Source organism: Sulfitobacter sp. HGT1 (assembly GCF_013282155.1).
In the GTDB taxonomy this organism is placed as follows: domain Bacteria; phylum Pseudomonadota; class Alphaproteobacteria; order Rhodobacterales; family Rhodobacteraceae; genus Sulfitobacter.
The window spans coordinates 436,594-451,478 of sequence record NZ_BLWI01000008.1; the positions used below are offsets into that span (position 1 = coordinate 436,594).

At 59.9% G+C, this 14,885-nt stretch carries 13 protein-coding genes; 8 read left to right on the forward strand and 5 right to left on the reverse strand.

The genetic code is table 11. The features are described 5' to 3' along the window. Positions 1 to 72 precede the first annotated feature (72 nt). Together HGT1_RS08335 and HGT1_RS08340 are read left to right on the forward strand one after the other, a co-directional pair. Positions 73 to 3,513 (forward strand): pyruvate carboxylase, encoded by a 3,441-nt coding sequence (locus HGT1_RS08335; protein WP_176249462.1) that lies wholly within the window; start codon positions 73 to 75, stop codon positions 3,511 to 3,513. A gap of 106 nt (positions 3,514 to 3,619) precedes the next feature. After that, entirely contained in the window at positions 3,620 to 4,108 is a 489-nt protein-coding gene (locus tag HGT1_RS08340; protein WP_176249463.1) for a DUF2244 domain-containing protein, read from the forward strand. Here the strand turns inward: HGT1_RS08340 and HGT1_RS08345 are convergent. Then, complete coding sequence (locus HGT1_RS08345; protein WP_176249464.1) at positions 4,105 to 4,563, reverse strand: GatB/YqeY domain-containing protein; 459 nt, start codon at positions 4,561 to 4,563, stop codon at positions 4,105 to 4,107. The two genes, HGT1_RS08340 and HGT1_RS08345, sit on opposite strands and share 4 nt — an antisense overlap. A gap of 195 nt (positions 4,564 to 4,758) precedes the next feature. Here HGT1_RS08345 and carA point away from each other — a divergent pair, with 195 nt between their 5' ends. Both carA and HGT1_RS08355 read left to right on the forward strand, forming a co-directional pair. Continuing rightward, positions 4,759 to 5,928, forward strand: coding sequence for a glutamine-hydrolyzing carbamoyl-phosphate synthase small subunit (gene carA, locus HGT1_RS08350; protein WP_176249465.1), 1,170 nt, complete (start codon positions 4,759 to 4,761; stop codon positions 5,926 to 5,928). A gap of 75 nt (positions 5,929 to 6,003) precedes the next feature. Continuing rightward, on the forward strand, positions 6,004 to 7,917 hold the full coding sequence (locus HGT1_RS08355) for a glycosyltransferase family 2 protein (RefSeq protein WP_255200139.1): 1,914 nt from the start codon (positions 6,004 to 6,006) through the stop codon (positions 7,915 to 7,917). Here the strand turns inward: HGT1_RS08355 and HGT1_RS08360 are convergent. Next, a complete protein-coding gene (locus HGT1_RS08360) occupies positions 7,914 to 8,567 on the reverse strand; it encodes a GntR family transcriptional regulator (RefSeq protein ID WP_176249467.1) in 654 nt (217 codons plus the stop codon). The genes HGT1_RS08355 and HGT1_RS08360 overlap by 4 nt on opposite strands. Positions 8,568 to 8,666: 99 nt before the next feature. Between HGT1_RS08360 and HGT1_RS08365 the strand changes: the two genes are divergently transcribed. Both HGT1_RS08365 and HGT1_RS08370 read left to right on the forward strand, forming a co-directional pair. Further along, the gene (locus HGT1_RS08365) at positions 8,667 to 9,314 is read left to right on the forward strand and encodes a pyrimidine 5'-nucleotidase (protein ID WP_176249468.1); all 648 of its coding nucleotides are present in this window, start codon (positions 8,667 to 8,669) and stop codon (positions 9,312 to 9,314) included. 9 nt (positions 9,315 to 9,323) lie between these two features. After that, complete coding sequence (locus tag HGT1_RS08370) at positions 9,324 to 10,526, forward strand: UbiH/UbiF family hydroxylase (RefSeq protein WP_176249469.1); 1,203 nt, start codon at positions 9,324 to 9,326, stop codon at positions 10,524 to 10,526. A gap of 23 nt (positions 10,527 to 10,549) precedes the next feature. Here HGT1_RS08370 and HGT1_RS08375 read toward each other — a convergent pair whose 3' ends face one another. The 3 genes from HGT1_RS08375 to HGT1_RS08385 are packed head-to-tail and all read right to left on the reverse strand — an operon-like array spanning position 10,550 to position 12,640. Then, complete coding sequence (locus HGT1_RS08375; protein WP_176249470.1) at positions 10,550 to 11,677, reverse strand: aminotransferase class V-fold PLP-dependent enzyme; 1,128 nt, start codon at positions 11,675 to 11,677, stop codon at positions 10,550 to 10,552. Positions 11,678 to 11,726: 49 nt separating this feature from the next. After that, positions 11,727 to 12,188 carry an Lrp/AsnC family transcriptional regulator gene (locus tag HGT1_RS08380; RefSeq protein WP_176249471.1) on the reverse strand — a complete coding sequence of 154 codons (462 nt, stop codon included), beginning with the start codon at positions 12,186 to 12,188 and terminating at the stop codon, positions 11,727 to 11,729. Next, positions 12,185 to 12,640, reverse strand: a complete 456-nt coding sequence (locus tag HGT1_RS08385; RefSeq protein ID WP_176249472.1) for an Lrp/AsnC family transcriptional regulator — start codon at positions 12,638 to 12,640, stop codon at positions 12,185 to 12,187. The genes HGT1_RS08380 and HGT1_RS08385 overlap by 4 nt, the downstream gene beginning before the upstream one ends. Before the next feature lie 135 nt (positions 12,641 to 12,775). Between HGT1_RS08385 and ilvC the strand changes: the two genes are divergently transcribed. Continuing rightward, positions 12,776 to 13,798 carry a ketol-acid reductoisomerase gene (gene ilvC / locus HGT1_RS08390; RefSeq protein WP_176249473.1) on the forward strand — a complete coding sequence of 341 codons (1,023 nt, stop codon included), beginning with the start codon at positions 12,776 to 12,778 and terminating at the stop codon, positions 13,796 to 13,798. 138 nt (positions 13,799 to 13,936) lie between these two features. After that, positions 13,937 to 14,863, forward strand: coding sequence for a DMT family transporter (locus HGT1_RS08395; protein WP_176249474.1), 927 nt, complete (start codon positions 13,937 to 13,939; stop codon positions 14,861 to 14,863). Positions 14,864 to 14,885 lie beyond the last annotated feature (22 nt).

Consider the following 14,885-nt stretch of genomic DNA (forward strand, 5'->3'; position numbering starts at 1 on the left):
CACTGCCGCATTAACCCCACGGGTCCGGCCCTCTCGCCGCGGCCCCGCCCAGCGTATCCTAAGCGAGGCCCGATGACAGAGTTCAAGAAAATCCTGATTGCCAACCGTGGTGAAATTGCCATCCGTATTATGCGGGCGGCCAATGAAATGGGTAAAAAGACGGTGGCCGTCTTTGCCGAAGAAGATAAACTTGGCCTGCACCGTTTCAAGGCCGACGAAGCTTACCGCATCGGTGCGGGGCTTGGTCCGGTTGCGGCATATCTTAGCATCGAAGAGATCATCCGTGTCGCCAAAGCTTCGGGCGCGGATGCGATCCATCCGGGCTACGGGTTGCTGTCGGAAAACCCCGATTTCGTGGATGCCTGCGAACAGAACGGCATTACCTTTATCGGGCCGCGCGCTGAAACCATGCGCGCCTTGGGTGACAAGGCCAGCGCGCGCCGCGTCGCGATCGAGGCAGGCGTGCCGGTCATTCCCGCCACGGACGTGCTGGGCGACGACATGGATCTGGTGCGCAAACAGGCAGCCGAGGTCGGCTACCCCTTGATGCTCAAGGCGTCCTGGGGCGGCGGCGGGCGCGGCATGCGGCCGATCAACTCTGAAAAGGAACTGCAAGAAAAGGTTCTTGAAGGCCGCCGCGAGGCCGAAGCCGCCTTTGGCAATGGCGAAGGTTATCTGGAAAAGATGATCATCAAGGCCCGCCACGTCGAGGTGCAAATTCTGGGTGACAAACACGGCGAGATTTACCACCTGTTTGAGCGCGACTGTTCCGTGCAGCGCCGCAACCAAAAGGTCGTTGAACGCGCCCCCGCCCCCTATCTGACCGAAGAACAGCGCACCGAGATCTGCGAATTGGGCCGCAAGATCTGCGCCCATGTCGGGTATGAATGCGCGGGCACTGTCGAATTCCTGATGGATATGGACGACGACAAATTCTACTTTATCGAGGTAAACCCCCGCGTTCAGGTCGAACATACCGTGACCGAAGAAGTCACCGGCATCGACATCGTGCGCGCGCAAATCCTGATTGCCGAGGGCAAGACCCTTGCAGAGGCGACGGGTAAAGCCAGCCAGGCCGATGTGCAGCTCAACGGCCATGCGCTGCAAACCCGCATCACCACCGAAGACCCGCAAAACAACTTCATCCCCGACTATGGCCGCATCACCGCCTTTCGCGAGGCAACGGGCATGGGCATCCGTCTGGACGGCGGCACCGCCTATTCCGGCGGCGTGATCACGCGCTATTACGACAGCCTTTTGGTCAAGGTCACAGCCAAGGCGCAAACCCCCGAACAGGCGATCGCCCGCATGGACCGCGCGTTGCGCGAATTCCGTATTCGTGGCGTGTCGACCAACATCGCCTTTGTGGAAAACCTGCTCAAGCACCCGACCTTCCTGGACAACACCTATCATACCAAGTTCATCGACCAGACGCCGGAACTCTTCACCTTTAAAAAGCGCCGCGACCGCGCGACCAAGGTGCTGACCTATATCGGCGACATCACTGTGAACGGGCATCCCGAAACCAAAGGCTTCGAGCGCCCTGCCGCAACCGTGCGTGCCCCGATGCCCCCCGTCGCAAAAACCGAGCCGACGATGGGCACCCGCAATCTGCTGGAACAAAAAGGCCCGCAGGCTGTCGCCGACTGGATGGCAAAGCAGCAACAACTGTTGATCACCGACACGACCATGCGTGACGGGCATCAGTCGCTGTTGGCCACGCGGATGCGCAGCCATGACATGATCAAGGTCGCCCCTGCCTATGCCGCCAACCTGCCGCAGCTTTTCTCGATGGAATGCTGGGGCGGTGCGACTTTTGACGTGGCCTACCGCTTCTTGCAGGAATGCCCGTGGCAGCGCCTGCGCGACCTGCGCGCCGCGATCCCCAACGTGATGACACAGATGTTGCTGCGTGGATCGAACGGGGTGGGCTACACCAATTACCCTGACAACGTGGTGCAGGAATTCGTGCGCGTCGCAGCCACCGAAGGTGTGGATGTGTTCCGTGTCTTTGACAGTCTGAACTGGGTTGAAAACATGCGCGTTGCAATGGACGCGGTGATTGATAACGGCAAGGTTTGCGAAGGCACCGTTTGCTATACCGGCGATATCTTTGACCCCGACCGCGCGAAATACGACCTGAAGTATTATGTGGCGATGGGCAAAGAGCTGAAAGCCGCAGGCGCGCATGTGTTGGGTCTGAAAGACATGGCAGGTTTGCTGAAACCCAACGCCGCCAAGGTGTTGATCAAAGCGCTGAAATCCGAAGTCGGCTTGCCGATCCACTTCCACACCCATGACACCGCCGGCGTTGCCATTGCCACCATCATGGCGGCGTCAGAGGCGGGCGTGGATGCGGTCGATTGCGCGATGGATGCGCTGTCGGGCAACACGTCGCAGGCGACCCTTGGGTCGGTCGTCGAGGCGCTGAAACACACCGACCGCGACACAGGTCTGTCGATGGACGCCGTGCGCGAGATTTCGAACTATTGGGAAGAAGTCCGCGGCGAATACGCAGCTTTCGAGACCGGCATGCAGGCCCCCTCCTCCGAGGTGTATCTGCACGAAATGCCCGGTGGCCAGTTCACCAATCTCAAGGCGCAGGCCGCGTCGATGGGGCTGGACGACCGCTGGCCCGAGGTCGCCAAGACCTATGCCGACGTGAACCAGATGTTCGGCGATATCGTCAAGGTGACGCCGTCGTCAAAGGTGGTCGGGGATATGGCGCTGATGATGGTGTCCCAAGGGTTGACGCGTGCGCAGGTCGAAGACCCCAACGCGGAAATGTCCTTTCCCGACTCTGTGATCGACATGATGCGCGGCAATCTGGGCCAACCTCCGGGCGGGTTTCCTGCTGGCATCGTCAAGAAGGTGCTCAAGGGCGAACAACCCAATACAGAACGCCCCGGTGCGCATCTGCCGCCAACGGATCTTGAGGCAACCCGCAAAGAACTGGAAGCCCAATTGGAGGGTGCCACGGTCGAAGACGACGATCTGTCGGGCTATCTGATGTACCCCAAGGTTTTCCTTGATTACATGGGCCGCCACCGGACCTATGGCCCCGTGCGCGTACTGCCGACACGCACGTTCTTTTACGGCATGGAACCGGGCGAGGAAATCACCGCCGAAATCGACCCCGGCAAAACGCTGGAAATCCGCCTGCAAGCGCTGAGCGAAACCAACGAGGATGGTGAGGTCAAAGTGTTCTTTGAACTTAACGGCCAGCCCCGTGTCGTGCGTGTGCCAAACCGTCTGGTCAAAGCCACCACCGCCCAGCGTCCCAAGGCCGAAATCGGCAACCCCAACCACATCGGCGCACCGATGCCGGGGGTTGTGGCATCGGTCGGTGCGGTCGTGGGCCAGCACGTCAAAGCAGGCGATCTGCTGCTCACCATCGAAGCGATGAAGATGGAAACCGGCATTCACGCAGAACGCGACGCAGTGGTCAAAGCGGTGCATGTCAGCCCCGGCGGCCAGATCGACGCCAAGGATCTGCTGGTCGAACTGGAATAATGAAATCGGGGGCCAGACGCGATCTGTCGCATTGTCTGGCCCCTGAAACGTCCTAAATTAGCGGTTGTAACACAGGTTAATCTTAATCAACCGGACCGACCGCCCCATGCCCTATGAATGGAAAACATCCCCCACCGCCCGCACGCAGGAACTGCGCCTTTGGCCGCACCAATCCTTGCCGCCCAAGGGGTTTGCCGCATTTATCCTCACGACATTCACGCTGATCCTGATTCCGACGCTGCCGCTGTTGGGCACGCCGTTGCTGTGGGGGTTGCTGCCCTTTGTGCTGGCTGCGGTCTGGGGCATGTATTTCGCGCTGCAAGGAAACTACAAGTCCCGCCAGATCGAAGAGGTGTTCACCCTCACCGATGATACCGTGCATCTGACCCACACCACGCCCAAGGGCGATGTCAAAGAATGGGACTGCAACCGCTATTGGACCGTGGTGACCAAATACGAAAAAGACGGGCCCGTGCCGCATTACGTGACCCTGCGCGGCAAGGGCCGCGAGGTCGAGATTGGTAAATTTCTAAGCGAAGACGAGCGGATCGCGCTGTTTGACGAATTGAACCGCTCGCTGCTGCGCGGGGCTTAGCTGAGCCGGTCTTTGACTTTTGGGCCGACAGCGCCAAAATCCATCTGGCCTGTGTATTTTCCCTTGAGCAAACCAATCACCTTGCCCATGTCGCGGATCGATGTTGCGCCGACTTCGGCAATCGCATCATCAACGGCTTTTGCGGATTCTTCCTCGGTCAACTGACGGGGCAGAAATTCCTCGATGATCTTGATTTCTTCGCGCTCGCGGTCGGCAAGGTCCAGACGACCGCCTTCCTCGTAGGCGCGCACCGATTCCATGCGTTGCTTGGCCATTTTGCCCAAGATCGCCAGAACTTCCGGATCGCCGACGCCATCATCCCCACCATCTGCGCGTGCAGCGATGTCTTTGTCTTTGATGGCCGCGTTGATCAAACGAAGGGTAGACAGCCGGTCAGCGGCCTTGTCTTTCATCGCCTGTTTCATCGCGTCTGTGATGCGTGTGCGCAGTTCCATTGCTATCGTCCTTCGACCAATGCGGTGTAAGCTGCGCAACATAGACAATTCCCCCAAAACAGGCAATGCCCCGCACCTTAGATAAGGCACTGTTTACAAACGATATATCATTTTTCACACGGTCTTGACCCGGCCCGCCCCCGGCTTTAGGTTGCACCCGTTTAGCCCCACCTATCTGCCTTTGGAGGCCCTCCCATGACTGCGCCAGTATCCCCCCGCCCGACCGCCTGCCTAGCACTTGCGGACGGATCGATATTTTACGGGATGGGATTTGGCGCGACAGGGCAAACCGTGGCCGAGCTGTGTTTCAACACGGCGATGACCGGCTATCAGGAAATCATGACCGATCCGTCCTATGCGGGGCAGATCGTCACCTTTACCTTCCCCCATATCGGCAACACCGGCACCACGCCCGAAGACGATGAAGCCGGCGATCCGGTTGCCGCCGGCATGGTTGTCAAATGGATGCCCACCGACCCCAGCAGCTGGCGTTCGGTCCAGCCGCTGTCCGAATGGCTGGCGGCACGGGGCCGCATCGCGATCGGCGGTATTGATACCCGCCGCCTGACCCGCGCCATCCGCCAGCAAGGGGCCCCCCATGCCGCGCTCGCCCATGATCCCGAAGGCAATTTCGACATCGAAGCACTGGTTGCAGCAGCCCGCGGGTTTGCCGGCCTGGAAGGTGCGGATCTGGCCAAAGACGTGACCTGCGCGCAATCCTACCGCTGGAACGAAATGCGGTGGGCCTGGCCCGAGGGATATGCCGCGCAAACCGACGCGAAATACAAGGTCGTTGCCGTCGATTACGGTGCCAAGCGCAACATCCTGCGCTGCCTTGCCTCGGCGGGTTGCGATGTGACCGTTCTGCCGGCATCCGCCACTTTTGACGATGTGATGTCCCATAACCCCGATGGGGTTTTCCTGTCCAATGGCCCCGGCGATCCGGCGGCAACCGGCGTTTATGCCGTGCCGATGATCAAAGACGTGATTGCCAAGACCGACCTTCCGGTTTTCGGGATTTGCCTTGGTCATCAGATGCTTGCACTGGCCCTTGGCGGTCAGACAATCAAGATGAGCCACGGCCATCACGGTGCCAACCACCCGGTGAAAGACATGGAAACCGGCAAGGTCGAGATCACCTCGATGAACCACGGCTTTGCGGTGGATGCGCAGTCGTTGCCCGACGGCGTTGTCGAAACGCACCGGTCGCTTTTTGACGGGTCCAACTGTGGTATCCGGATGGAAGGCCGCCCCGTTTGGTCCGTTCAGCACCACCCCGAAGCAAGCCCCGGGCCGCAAGACAGCTTTTACCTGTTTGAGCGTTTTGCAGCAGCAATGGCCGAACGCGAAACGCAGACCGTCTAGTTCATCAACTGTTAAGACCTGATTAAGGCAATCTGCGGCATCCTGCTCCGACCTATGAGGGGAGGGATTCGCGGGGTGAGCGATCTACGTCTGCAATTTACAACGCCCGAACCTGCGTCACTGGCGCAGGCCCACCAGCCTTTGGGCCGGATATTGGTCAATTCCGGCGCGATTGATCAGGCCGACCTCGTGCGTGCGCTGGACGACCAGCAAGCGCTTGATGTGCCGTTGGGCGAATGCCTGATTGCCAAAGGGGTGGTTTCGCCGGCGCAGGTCTGCGCGGCGCTTGCGACACAATACAATCTTCAGCATATCGACCTTAGGATCGACCCGCCAAACCCCGCCATGGCCCAACATCTCGACGCGATGGATTGCCTGAAATTTAGCGTCGTCCCGTGGCGGTCCTTGGGAAATACGATTCTGGTTGCCATCAGCCAGCCCGATCAATTTGACCAAGCGGCATCGGCATTGGCCCGCAAGGACGTCACCCTGCTGCCCGTCATCGCCGATGAAAAGCAGATAAATCATACGATTACAGCGCTTTACGGGGCGGAACTGGCACAAAACGCAGCAATCCGGGTGGCCCCGATCGAAAGCTGCCGGACATGGCGGCTGGATATGAATGTCAGACGCGCATGGGCCATTTCCATTTTCGCCCTGCTGGCAATCATGCTGGTGTTGCAGCCTGCATGGGGCTTTACCATCATCATCCTATGGGCGCTATGCACCAGTATCTTGACGGTCTGTTTGCGGACATGTTCTTTTTTCGCACAACTATTCCTGTCCAAGGCACCGCCCGAACCTCCACCCCGACAGCCTGCGGATCAAACGCCCCTGCCCCGCGTTTCCGTCCTTGTTCCCCTGCTTCGGGAAAAGGAAATCGCGACGGCACTGATCGCGCGGCTGACACAGTTGACCTATCCAAAATCCCTGCTCCAGATCCTGCTGGTGCTTGAGGAAGGCGACGACATAACCCACCAGACCATTGCCCGCACCCCCTTGCCCGCGTGGTTTGACGTCATTGTGGTACCGCAAGCCAATAACTTGCGCACCAAACCGCGTGCGCTAAACTATGCCCTGAATTTCTGCAAAGGCAGCATTATCGGCGTCTGGGATGCAGAGGACGCGCCCGAAATCGATCAGGTCGACCGCATCGTCCGGCATTTTGCCCACGCCCCCAAGGATGTCGCCTGCGTTCAAGGGGTTCTTGACTACTATAATGCCCGCACAAACTGGATTTCGCGCTGTTTCACCATCGAATATGCCGCGTGGTGGCGCGTGATCCTGCCCGGCATTGCGCGGTTGGGGCTGATTGTCCCCTTGGGCGGCACGACCCTGTTCTTCCGCCGTGACACGCTCGAGGAATTGCGCGGCTGGGACGCCCATAATGTGACCGAAGACGCCGATCTGGGGGTCAGGCTCGCGCGGCACGGCTATAAAACCGACCTTTTGCCCACCGTCACCTACGAAGAAGCGAATTGCCGCGCCTGGCCCTGGGTCAAGCAGCGCTCCCGCTGGCTCAAAGGCTTCCTGATCACCTGGTGCGTCCACATGCGCCATCCGCTTCACCTGATAAAACAGATCGGATTTCTGCGTTTTCTAGGGCTGCAAACGCTTTTTCTGGCCACGGTCAGTCAATTTCTATGCGCGCCCCTGTTGTGGACGCTGTGCCTGACCCTGCTGGGCGTCACCCACCCCGTCGAAATGACCCTGGGCACGGATATGTTGACCGCATTGTTCTGCTTTTTCATTTTCGCGGAAATCCTGAATATTTCCATAGCAGTGCGTGCCGTTTGGGGTAAAGAGCATCGTCATCTGATCCCTTGGGCATTCAGCTTGCCGATTTATTTTATGCTGGGCACATTTGCGGCGTATAAGGCCTTGTATGAATTCATTTTTCACCCGTTTTACTGGGACAAGACCGAACATGGCGTGACCCCAGAAATGCCCCGAAAGGCCAAAGGGGAAACACCCGTCCCTGCGGGTTAGCCTTCTTCTTCGCGCCGCGCGGCCTCTTGCTTGAGGCGGGTCATGAAGGCCACCGAAATATGCAAGCGCAGCGCTTCGTCTGCGCCATCCTCGTCGCGCTGTTCGATCATCCGCACGATCTTGTCATGTTCGGCCTGCGCAATGTGGCCCCGCCCTTCGACCGCCAGCGATGACGTCGCCATCAGGGCCATCGACCGGTGCACCAAATCAAGCTGCTGCACCAAATATCTGTTGTGCGACGCCAGATGGATTTGTTTGTGGAACCGCCGGTTTGCCCGCGCCAAAGCCACCGGATCATCGCGCAGGGCGTTGTCATTTTCGACCATCTCGCGCAGAACGCGGACCTCTTCAACCGTGGCATGACGCGCAGCAAGGCGGGCGGCCAGCCCCTCCAGCTCTCCGCGCACCACATAAAGCTCTGCTGTCTGGTTGTGATCCAACGATGCGACAATCAGACTGCGGCCATCGCGCGCCAGCAGTGATTGCGTCTCAAGCCGTTGTAATGCCTCGCGAATGGGTGTGCGCGAGACGCCAAAGCGTTCCGCCAATTCGCTTTCCACCAGACGGTCTCCGGGGCGGTAGGTGCCCAGATCAATTGCCTCGAGAATCATGGCATAAGCATCGGTTGGTCCGGGTCTTGGGGCAGTCATCGGGTCACTTTCATAAAGGTTGGGGCAGTTTATCCCCCGCGTCCATTTGTACAAGCCCGCGATCTTGCGCAAGCCTGCGACGAAGCGTAGCTAGGGCTCATGCCAAAGCACGCTTTTTCTCATGTGGATACTTGGGTCTTTGACCTTGATAACACGCTCTACCCGCCCTCGGCCCGGTTGTTTGACCAGATCGAAGTCAGGATGACCCGTTGGGTTATGGACACGCTGGGTGTGGATCATGCCCGCGCAAATTACCTGCGCAAGCATTACTGGCACACCTACGGCACAACGCTGGCGGGGTTGATGCGCGAACACTCGGTGGACCCGGCCCCCTATTTGCATGACGTTCACGATATTTCCTTTGACGTGCTCACCCCCGACCCTGTGCTGGCCGATCGCATTCGCGCCCTGCCCGGACGGCGGATTATCTATACCAACGGCACCGCCCCCTATGCCGAACGCGTCGCAGCGGCGCGCGGATTGGACGGGTTGTTTGATGCGATCTATGGCGTTGAACATGCACAGTTTTTGCCAAAGCCCGAGCGCGCCGCATTTGAGCATGTTTTCACCACCGACAAGCTGGACGCGACCAAAGCTGTGATGTTCGAGGACGATGCCCGCAATCTGGCCGCCCCCCATGCGATGGGCATGGGCACGGTGCATGTCGCCCCCGAACCGCAGACCGGCGACCACATTCATTTTCACACCGACGATCTCAGCGCTTTTCTTGGGCGGATCACGGGCTAGCTTTCGAGGATGACTATGGATTGTGATATTCTCATTTCGGGCGGCGGCATTGCCGGGCTCTGCGCAGCGGCCGCATTTGGCAGCGCAGGTTTCAAGGTGATCTGCGTCGACCCCGCCCCCCCCATTACCGACGGCGATGCCGATGGGGCCGATCTGCGGTCCACCGCGATGCTGCAACCGGCCCGCCGGGTGCTGGAGGCCGCGGGCATCTGGAACCACCTTGAAGCCCACGCCGCCCCCTTGCAAATCATGCGCATTGTCGATGCAGGCGGCGAAATCCCCGAAGCCCGCGTCACCCGTGAATTCAATGCAGCCGAAATCTCGGACCAGCCGTTTGGCTGGAATTTCCCCAACTGGCTGCTGCGCCGCGCCCTTCTGGAACGTTTGGCCGAATTGCCCAATGTCGATTTCCGTCCCGGCACCGGCACGACATCGCTGTTCACCCGCACCGCGCAAGCCCGCGTGGGCCTGAGCGACGGCAGCCGCATCACCACGCCGCTGGTCATCGCCGCAGACGGGCGCAACAGCCCGATGCGCAAGGCCGCAGGCATTGGCGTGACGAAAACCGGCTATGGCCAAAAAGCGGTGGTTTTTTCGGTCACGCACCCTGTGCCCCATGAAAATGTCTCGACCGAAATCCATCGCACCGGCGGGCCGTTCACGCTGGTGCCGTTGCCCGACCATGACGGGATGCCCTGCTCTGCCGTGGTCTGGATGGACAGCGCCGCCGAATGCACCCGCCGCATGACGCTGGATGCAGATGCGTTTTCGCACGAAGCATCGACCCGCAGTTGCCATCTGTTTGGCCCGCTGACCCTGGTCACCGCGCGCAATGTCTGGCCGATCATCACCCAGCACGCCGCGCGTCTGTCCGGCGAACGCATTGCCCTGATCGCAGAGGCCGCCCATGTGATGCCACCCATCGGCGCGCAAGGGCTGAACATGTCGCTCCAAGACGTCGCCACATTGCTGGAACTGGCCCAAGCCAACCCCGCCGATCTGGGCAGTCAAAAGATGCTGGATGCCTATCAGAAAGCGCGGTTTGGCGACATCATGCTGCGGGTACGGGGCATTGATCTGCTGAACCGTGCCAGCCAGGCAACCAGGCCCATCGCCCGCGATGCCCGTGCAACCGGGCTGAACGCGCTTTACGCGATGGCCCCGGTGCGCAAAATGTTGATGGAAATGGGGTTGGGCATGCAACAGGATTAAGACCCTGCCGCAACACCCTGAAATTACAGAACCTTGTCGACCACACGCGCCAAGCGCGCCAGCGTCGCATCGACATCATAGAGCTTGTCCAAGCCGAACAGACCCAGCCGGAACGTCTTGAAGTCTTCCGGCTCGTCGCACATCAGCGGCACCCCTGCGGCGATCTGCATCCCTTCGGCGGCAAAGGCCTTGCCGTTCTGGATGGACGGATCCGTGGTATAGCTGACCACAACGCCCGGCGCGCCAAATCCGTCCGCCGCCACCGAAACAACGCCCCGCTCTGCCAGCATTTTGCGAACGCCGTCACCCAGACGCCACTGCGCCTCTTTCAGCCGTGCAAACCCATAGGTCTGTGTTTCCTTCATGGTATCTCGGAACGCGCGCAGTGCATCGGTGGGCATGGTCGAATGATAGGCGTGGCCGCCGTCCTCATAGGCTTTCATGATGCTGTGCCATTTACCCAGATCGATGGAAAAGCTGTCCGACCTGGTCTCGGCCAGCCGCGCAACCGCACGCTCCGACATCATCACCAACCCGGCTGAGGGCGACGCGCTCCAGCCCTTTTGCGGGGCCGAAATCAACACATCAACGCCAAGCGCCTTCATATCCACCCAGGCACAGCCCGACGCGATGCAATCAAGCACCATCAACGCGCCGACCTCATGGGCCGCATCGGCCATCTGCTTGATATAGGCATCCGGCAGGATCACACCGGCACTGGTTTCCACATGCGGCGCGAACACGACCTGCGGTTTTTTGCTGCGGATCGTGTCGACCACCTCCTCGATCGGGCATGGTGCGAAAGGCGCTGGCGTGCTGTTGCCCTGCATCCGCGCCTTAAGCACAGTGGTGTTTCCGGTCAGATCGCCGTTCTCGATGATCTGGCTCCAGCGGTATGAAAACCACCCGTTGCGCACCACGACAACCTCGGCATCACGGGCGAACTGGCGGGCCACGGCCTCCATCCCGAATGTCCCACCCCCGGGCACGATGGCCACGGCATCGGCATTATACACCTCTTTCAGCATGGCGCTGATATCGCGCATCACGCCTTGGAATGCGGCGGACATATGGTTCAACGACCGGTCGGTGAACACGACCGAGAATTCTTCAAGCCCTTGCGGGTCAACAGTATTCAGCAAAGCTGGCATGGGAACATCCTTTATATTTGCCCCAAGGATACAGCGCTGCCCGTCAAAGTCATAGACCCAAAGGCCCCGCAAGACGTTCTTCGCTCAACAGCACATTGGCCTCCACCGCGCCGGCCCCGGGCAAGGTCATGATCCGCCGCCGCAAGACCCGTTCAAAATCGGCCAGATCCCGCGCCACGACCCGCAAACGGTAATCATAAAGCCCCAAAACATGCTCCACCGTCTGCACTTCGGGGATCGCACTGACCGCACGTTCAAAATCCTCAAGGCTGACACGCCCCTTGGTGGCCAGCTTGACGCCCAGAAATACCGTCACGCCAAAGCCCAACGCCTCGCGGTTCAGCCGCAGCCGCTTGCCGCGCAAGATGCCTGCCTCCTCCAGCCGCCGGATGCGCCGCCATGTGGCAGGTTGCGACAAGCCCAGATGCCGCCCCAAAGCACCGGCACTTTGCGTTGCATCCCGCGCCAGCGACCGGATCAAATGGTGGTCAATATCGTCCAAGGCAATCATAGCGGCAACGCCTCGTCCGACTTGATCCGCGCCACATGCATCAACGCCTCGATGTCGGCGATATGCGGCAAGGTCAGGATCTTGCCGCGATAGATCGCCTGATAATGCCCCATGTCGCGTGCAATGATCGACAGGCGCACATCCACCCGCCCCAGAAACGTCTGGATCTCGATCACTTCCGCCACCTTGCGCGCCGCGACCAGAAACGCGTCAAACGCATTGCCTTGTGTCTTGTCCAGGGTAATGCGCAACGACACCTCGACCGCATAGCCCAGGGCCGCCCAATCAACGACAGCCCCCACACCCTCGACAATGCCCGCCTCTTGCATCCGTACAATGCGTCGCGCGACCTTGCCGGAACTGATCCCGGTCCGCTCCGCCAACTCGCCCGGGCTCAGCCCCGCATCCGCCTGCCAGTGACGCAAAATACGCCGATCTTCATCATCAAGCATGATTTTTCCATATTTTTACAAATCCACGCATTACCATCTTCATTTTGCCAAATAAACTCATAATCCGACAATGGCATCACCCGAACCATCCGTTATAACCACCCCAGATTTCAACGCATACGAAAGGACGCCCCAATGCGCGTTTATTACGACCGTGACTGCGACGTTAACCTGATCAAGGATAAAAAAGTCGCCATCCTCGGCTACGGCTCCCAAGGCCACGCCCACGCCCTGAACCTGCGCGATTCCGGTGCCAAGAACCTCGTCGTCGCTCTGCGCGAAGGCTCCCCTTCGATCGCCAAAGCCGAAGGCGAAGGCCTGAAAACAATGGGCATCGCCGAAGCCGCCGCTTGGGCCGACGTCATCATGTTCACCATGCCCGACGAATTGCAGGCTGATACCTACAAAAAATACGTCCACGACAACATCCGCGAAGGCTCCGCCATCGCATTCGCCCACGGTCTGAACGTCCATTTCGGCCTGATCGAACCCAAGCCCGGCATTGATGTGATCATGATGGCCCCCAAAGGCCCAGGTCACACCGTACGCGGCGAATACACCAAAGGCGGCGGCGTGCCTTGCCTCGTGGCCGTTGACAAAGATGCCTCCGGCAAAGCGCTGGAAATCGGCCTGTCCTATTGCTCGGCCATCGGTGGCGGTCGCTCCGGCATCATCGAAACCAACTTCCGCGAAGAATGCGAAACCGACCTGTTCGGCGAACAAGCGGTTCTGTGTGGCGGTATCGTTGAACTGATCCGCATGGGTTTTGAAACACTGGTCGAAGCCGGCTACGAGCCCGAAATGGCCTATTTCGAATGCCTGCACGAAACCAAGCTGATCGTTGACCTGATCTATGAAGGCGGCATCGCCAACATGGATTACTCGATCTCCAACACTGCCGAATATGGCCAGTACGTTTCCGGCCCGCGCATCCTGCCCTACGCCGAAACCAAAGCCCGCATGAAGGACGTCCTCAGCGACATCCAGTCCGGCAAATTCGTGCGCGACTTCATGCTTGAAAACTCCGTGGGCCAGCCCACCCTCAAAGCATCGCGTCGGTCCAACGACGAACACCAGATCGAAATCGTCGGCGGCAAACTGCGCGACATGATGCCGTGGATCTCCGCAGGCAAAATGGTCGACAAAGCCAAGAACTAAACCAAGAACGGCCCGGAGGTATAAACCTCCGGGCCTTTTCCCCCTCGGCCCCTCGAGGGTCGAAACCAAAGCCACATCCTGTTGCAGCCCCCAAGGGACTGCCATAAAGCAAGGGCTTCGCTCTACAAAGGCCAGCCCATGCAAGACGCCCCCAATATCACCGCCAGCAGCTGGCTGATGATCGCCCTTCTGGCCTTCATCTGGGGCGGCACCTTTCTGGTCACCGAAATCGCCCTTACCGAAATGCCCCCGTTCTGGATCGCCGCCAGCCGGGTCAGTCTCGCGGCACTGGTCATGGTCGCCATCTGGTCCCTGCGCGGGTTCCGGCTCTTTGCGGCCCCCCCGACCCGAAAACACCTGGCCGCCCTGTTTTTCATCGGCGCTGCCAGCTCCGCCGTGCCCTTCAGCCTGCTCGCCTGGGGCCAGCAATATGTCACCTCCGGCTTTGCCGGCGTTTCCATGGCCGCTGTCGCCCTGATCGTCCTGCCTCTGGCGCATTTCTTCGTTGACGGCGAACGGATGACACCCCGCAAAACCGTCGGTTTCGTCATCGGCTTCATCGGCGTAACCCTTCTGATCGGCGCTCAGGCCTTCGAGACCACAGGCTCCGCCTTCGAAACCCCGGGCCGTCTGGCCTGTATCGGGGCCGCCAGCTGCTATGCGCTCAGCTCCATCGCCATGCGCCGCCTGCCCGCCATCGACGCGATCGGCCTCGCGACCATCCTGCTGATCATCGCCAGCGCAATAACGATCCCCCTTGCCCTGCTAACCGAAGGCCTCCCGCCCATCCCTTCCGCCTATATCTTCGGTGTTCTCGCCTTCCTCGGCCTCGTTCCCACAGCGGCGGCAAATTTCCTGCGCGTGCTGGTGGTGCGCAGCGCGGGGCCTGTGTTCATGTCACTGGTCAACTATCAGGTTCCGGTCTGGTCGGTCTGCCTCGGCGCAGTGGTCCTCAGCGAACCCCTGCCGGTCTCACTGCTCTGGTCGCTGGCCCTGATCCTGACAGGCGTCGGCCTCAGCCAATACGGTGCCTTCCGCAGGCTCTTCACCAAAACCCAGGCCTAATTCCAAAGCCCGACCCGAATTC

Excerpts from the sequence above, each read along its gene's own strand:
- HGT1_RS08375 (WP_176249470.1), bottom strand. The coding sequence starts at position 11,677 with ATGCCAGCTTTGCTGAATACTGTTGACCCGCAAGGGCTTGAAGAATTC.
- carA (WP_176249465.1), top strand. The coding sequence starts at position 4,759 with ATGACTGCGCCAGTATCCCCCCGCCCGACCGCCTGCCTAGCACTTGCG.
- HGT1_RS08360 (WP_176249467.1), bottom strand. The coding sequence starts at position 8,567 with ATGACTGCCCCAAGACCCGGACCAACCGATGCTTATGCCATGATTCTC.
- HGT1_RS08335 (WP_176249462.1), top strand. The coding sequence starts at position 73 with ATGACAGAGTTCAAGAAAATCCTGATTGCCAACCGTGGTGAAATTGCC.
- HGT1_RS08345 (WP_176249464.1), bottom strand. The coding sequence starts at position 4,563 with ATGGAACTGCGCACACGCATCACAGACGCGATGAAACAGGCGATGAAA.
- HGT1_RS08395 (WP_176249474.1), top strand. The coding sequence starts at position 13,937 with ATGCAAGACGCCCCCAATATCACCGCCAGCAGCTGGCTGATGATCGCC.
- HGT1_RS08340 (WP_176249463.1), top strand. The coding sequence starts at position 3,620 with ATGCCCTATGAATGGAAAACATCCCCCACCGCCCGCACGCAGGAACTG.
- HGT1_RS08385 (WP_176249472.1), bottom strand. The coding sequence starts at position 12,640 with ATGCTTGATGATGAAGATCGGCGTATTTTGCGTCACTGGCAGGCGGAT.
- HGT1_RS08370 (WP_176249469.1), top strand. The coding sequence starts at position 9,324 with ATGACTATGGATTGTGATATTCTCATTTCGGGCGGCGGCATTGCCGGG.
- HGT1_RS08365 (WP_176249468.1), top strand. The coding sequence starts at position 8,667 with ATGCCAAAGCACGCTTTTTCTCATGTGGATACTTGGGTCTTTGACCTT.
- HGT1_RS08380 (WP_176249471.1), bottom strand. The coding sequence starts at position 12,188 with ATGATTGCCTTGGACGATATTGACCACCATTTGATCCGGTCGCTGGCG.
- ilvC (WP_176249473.1), top strand. The coding sequence starts at position 12,776 with ATGCGCGTTTATTACGACCGTGACTGCGACGTTAACCTGATCAAGGAT.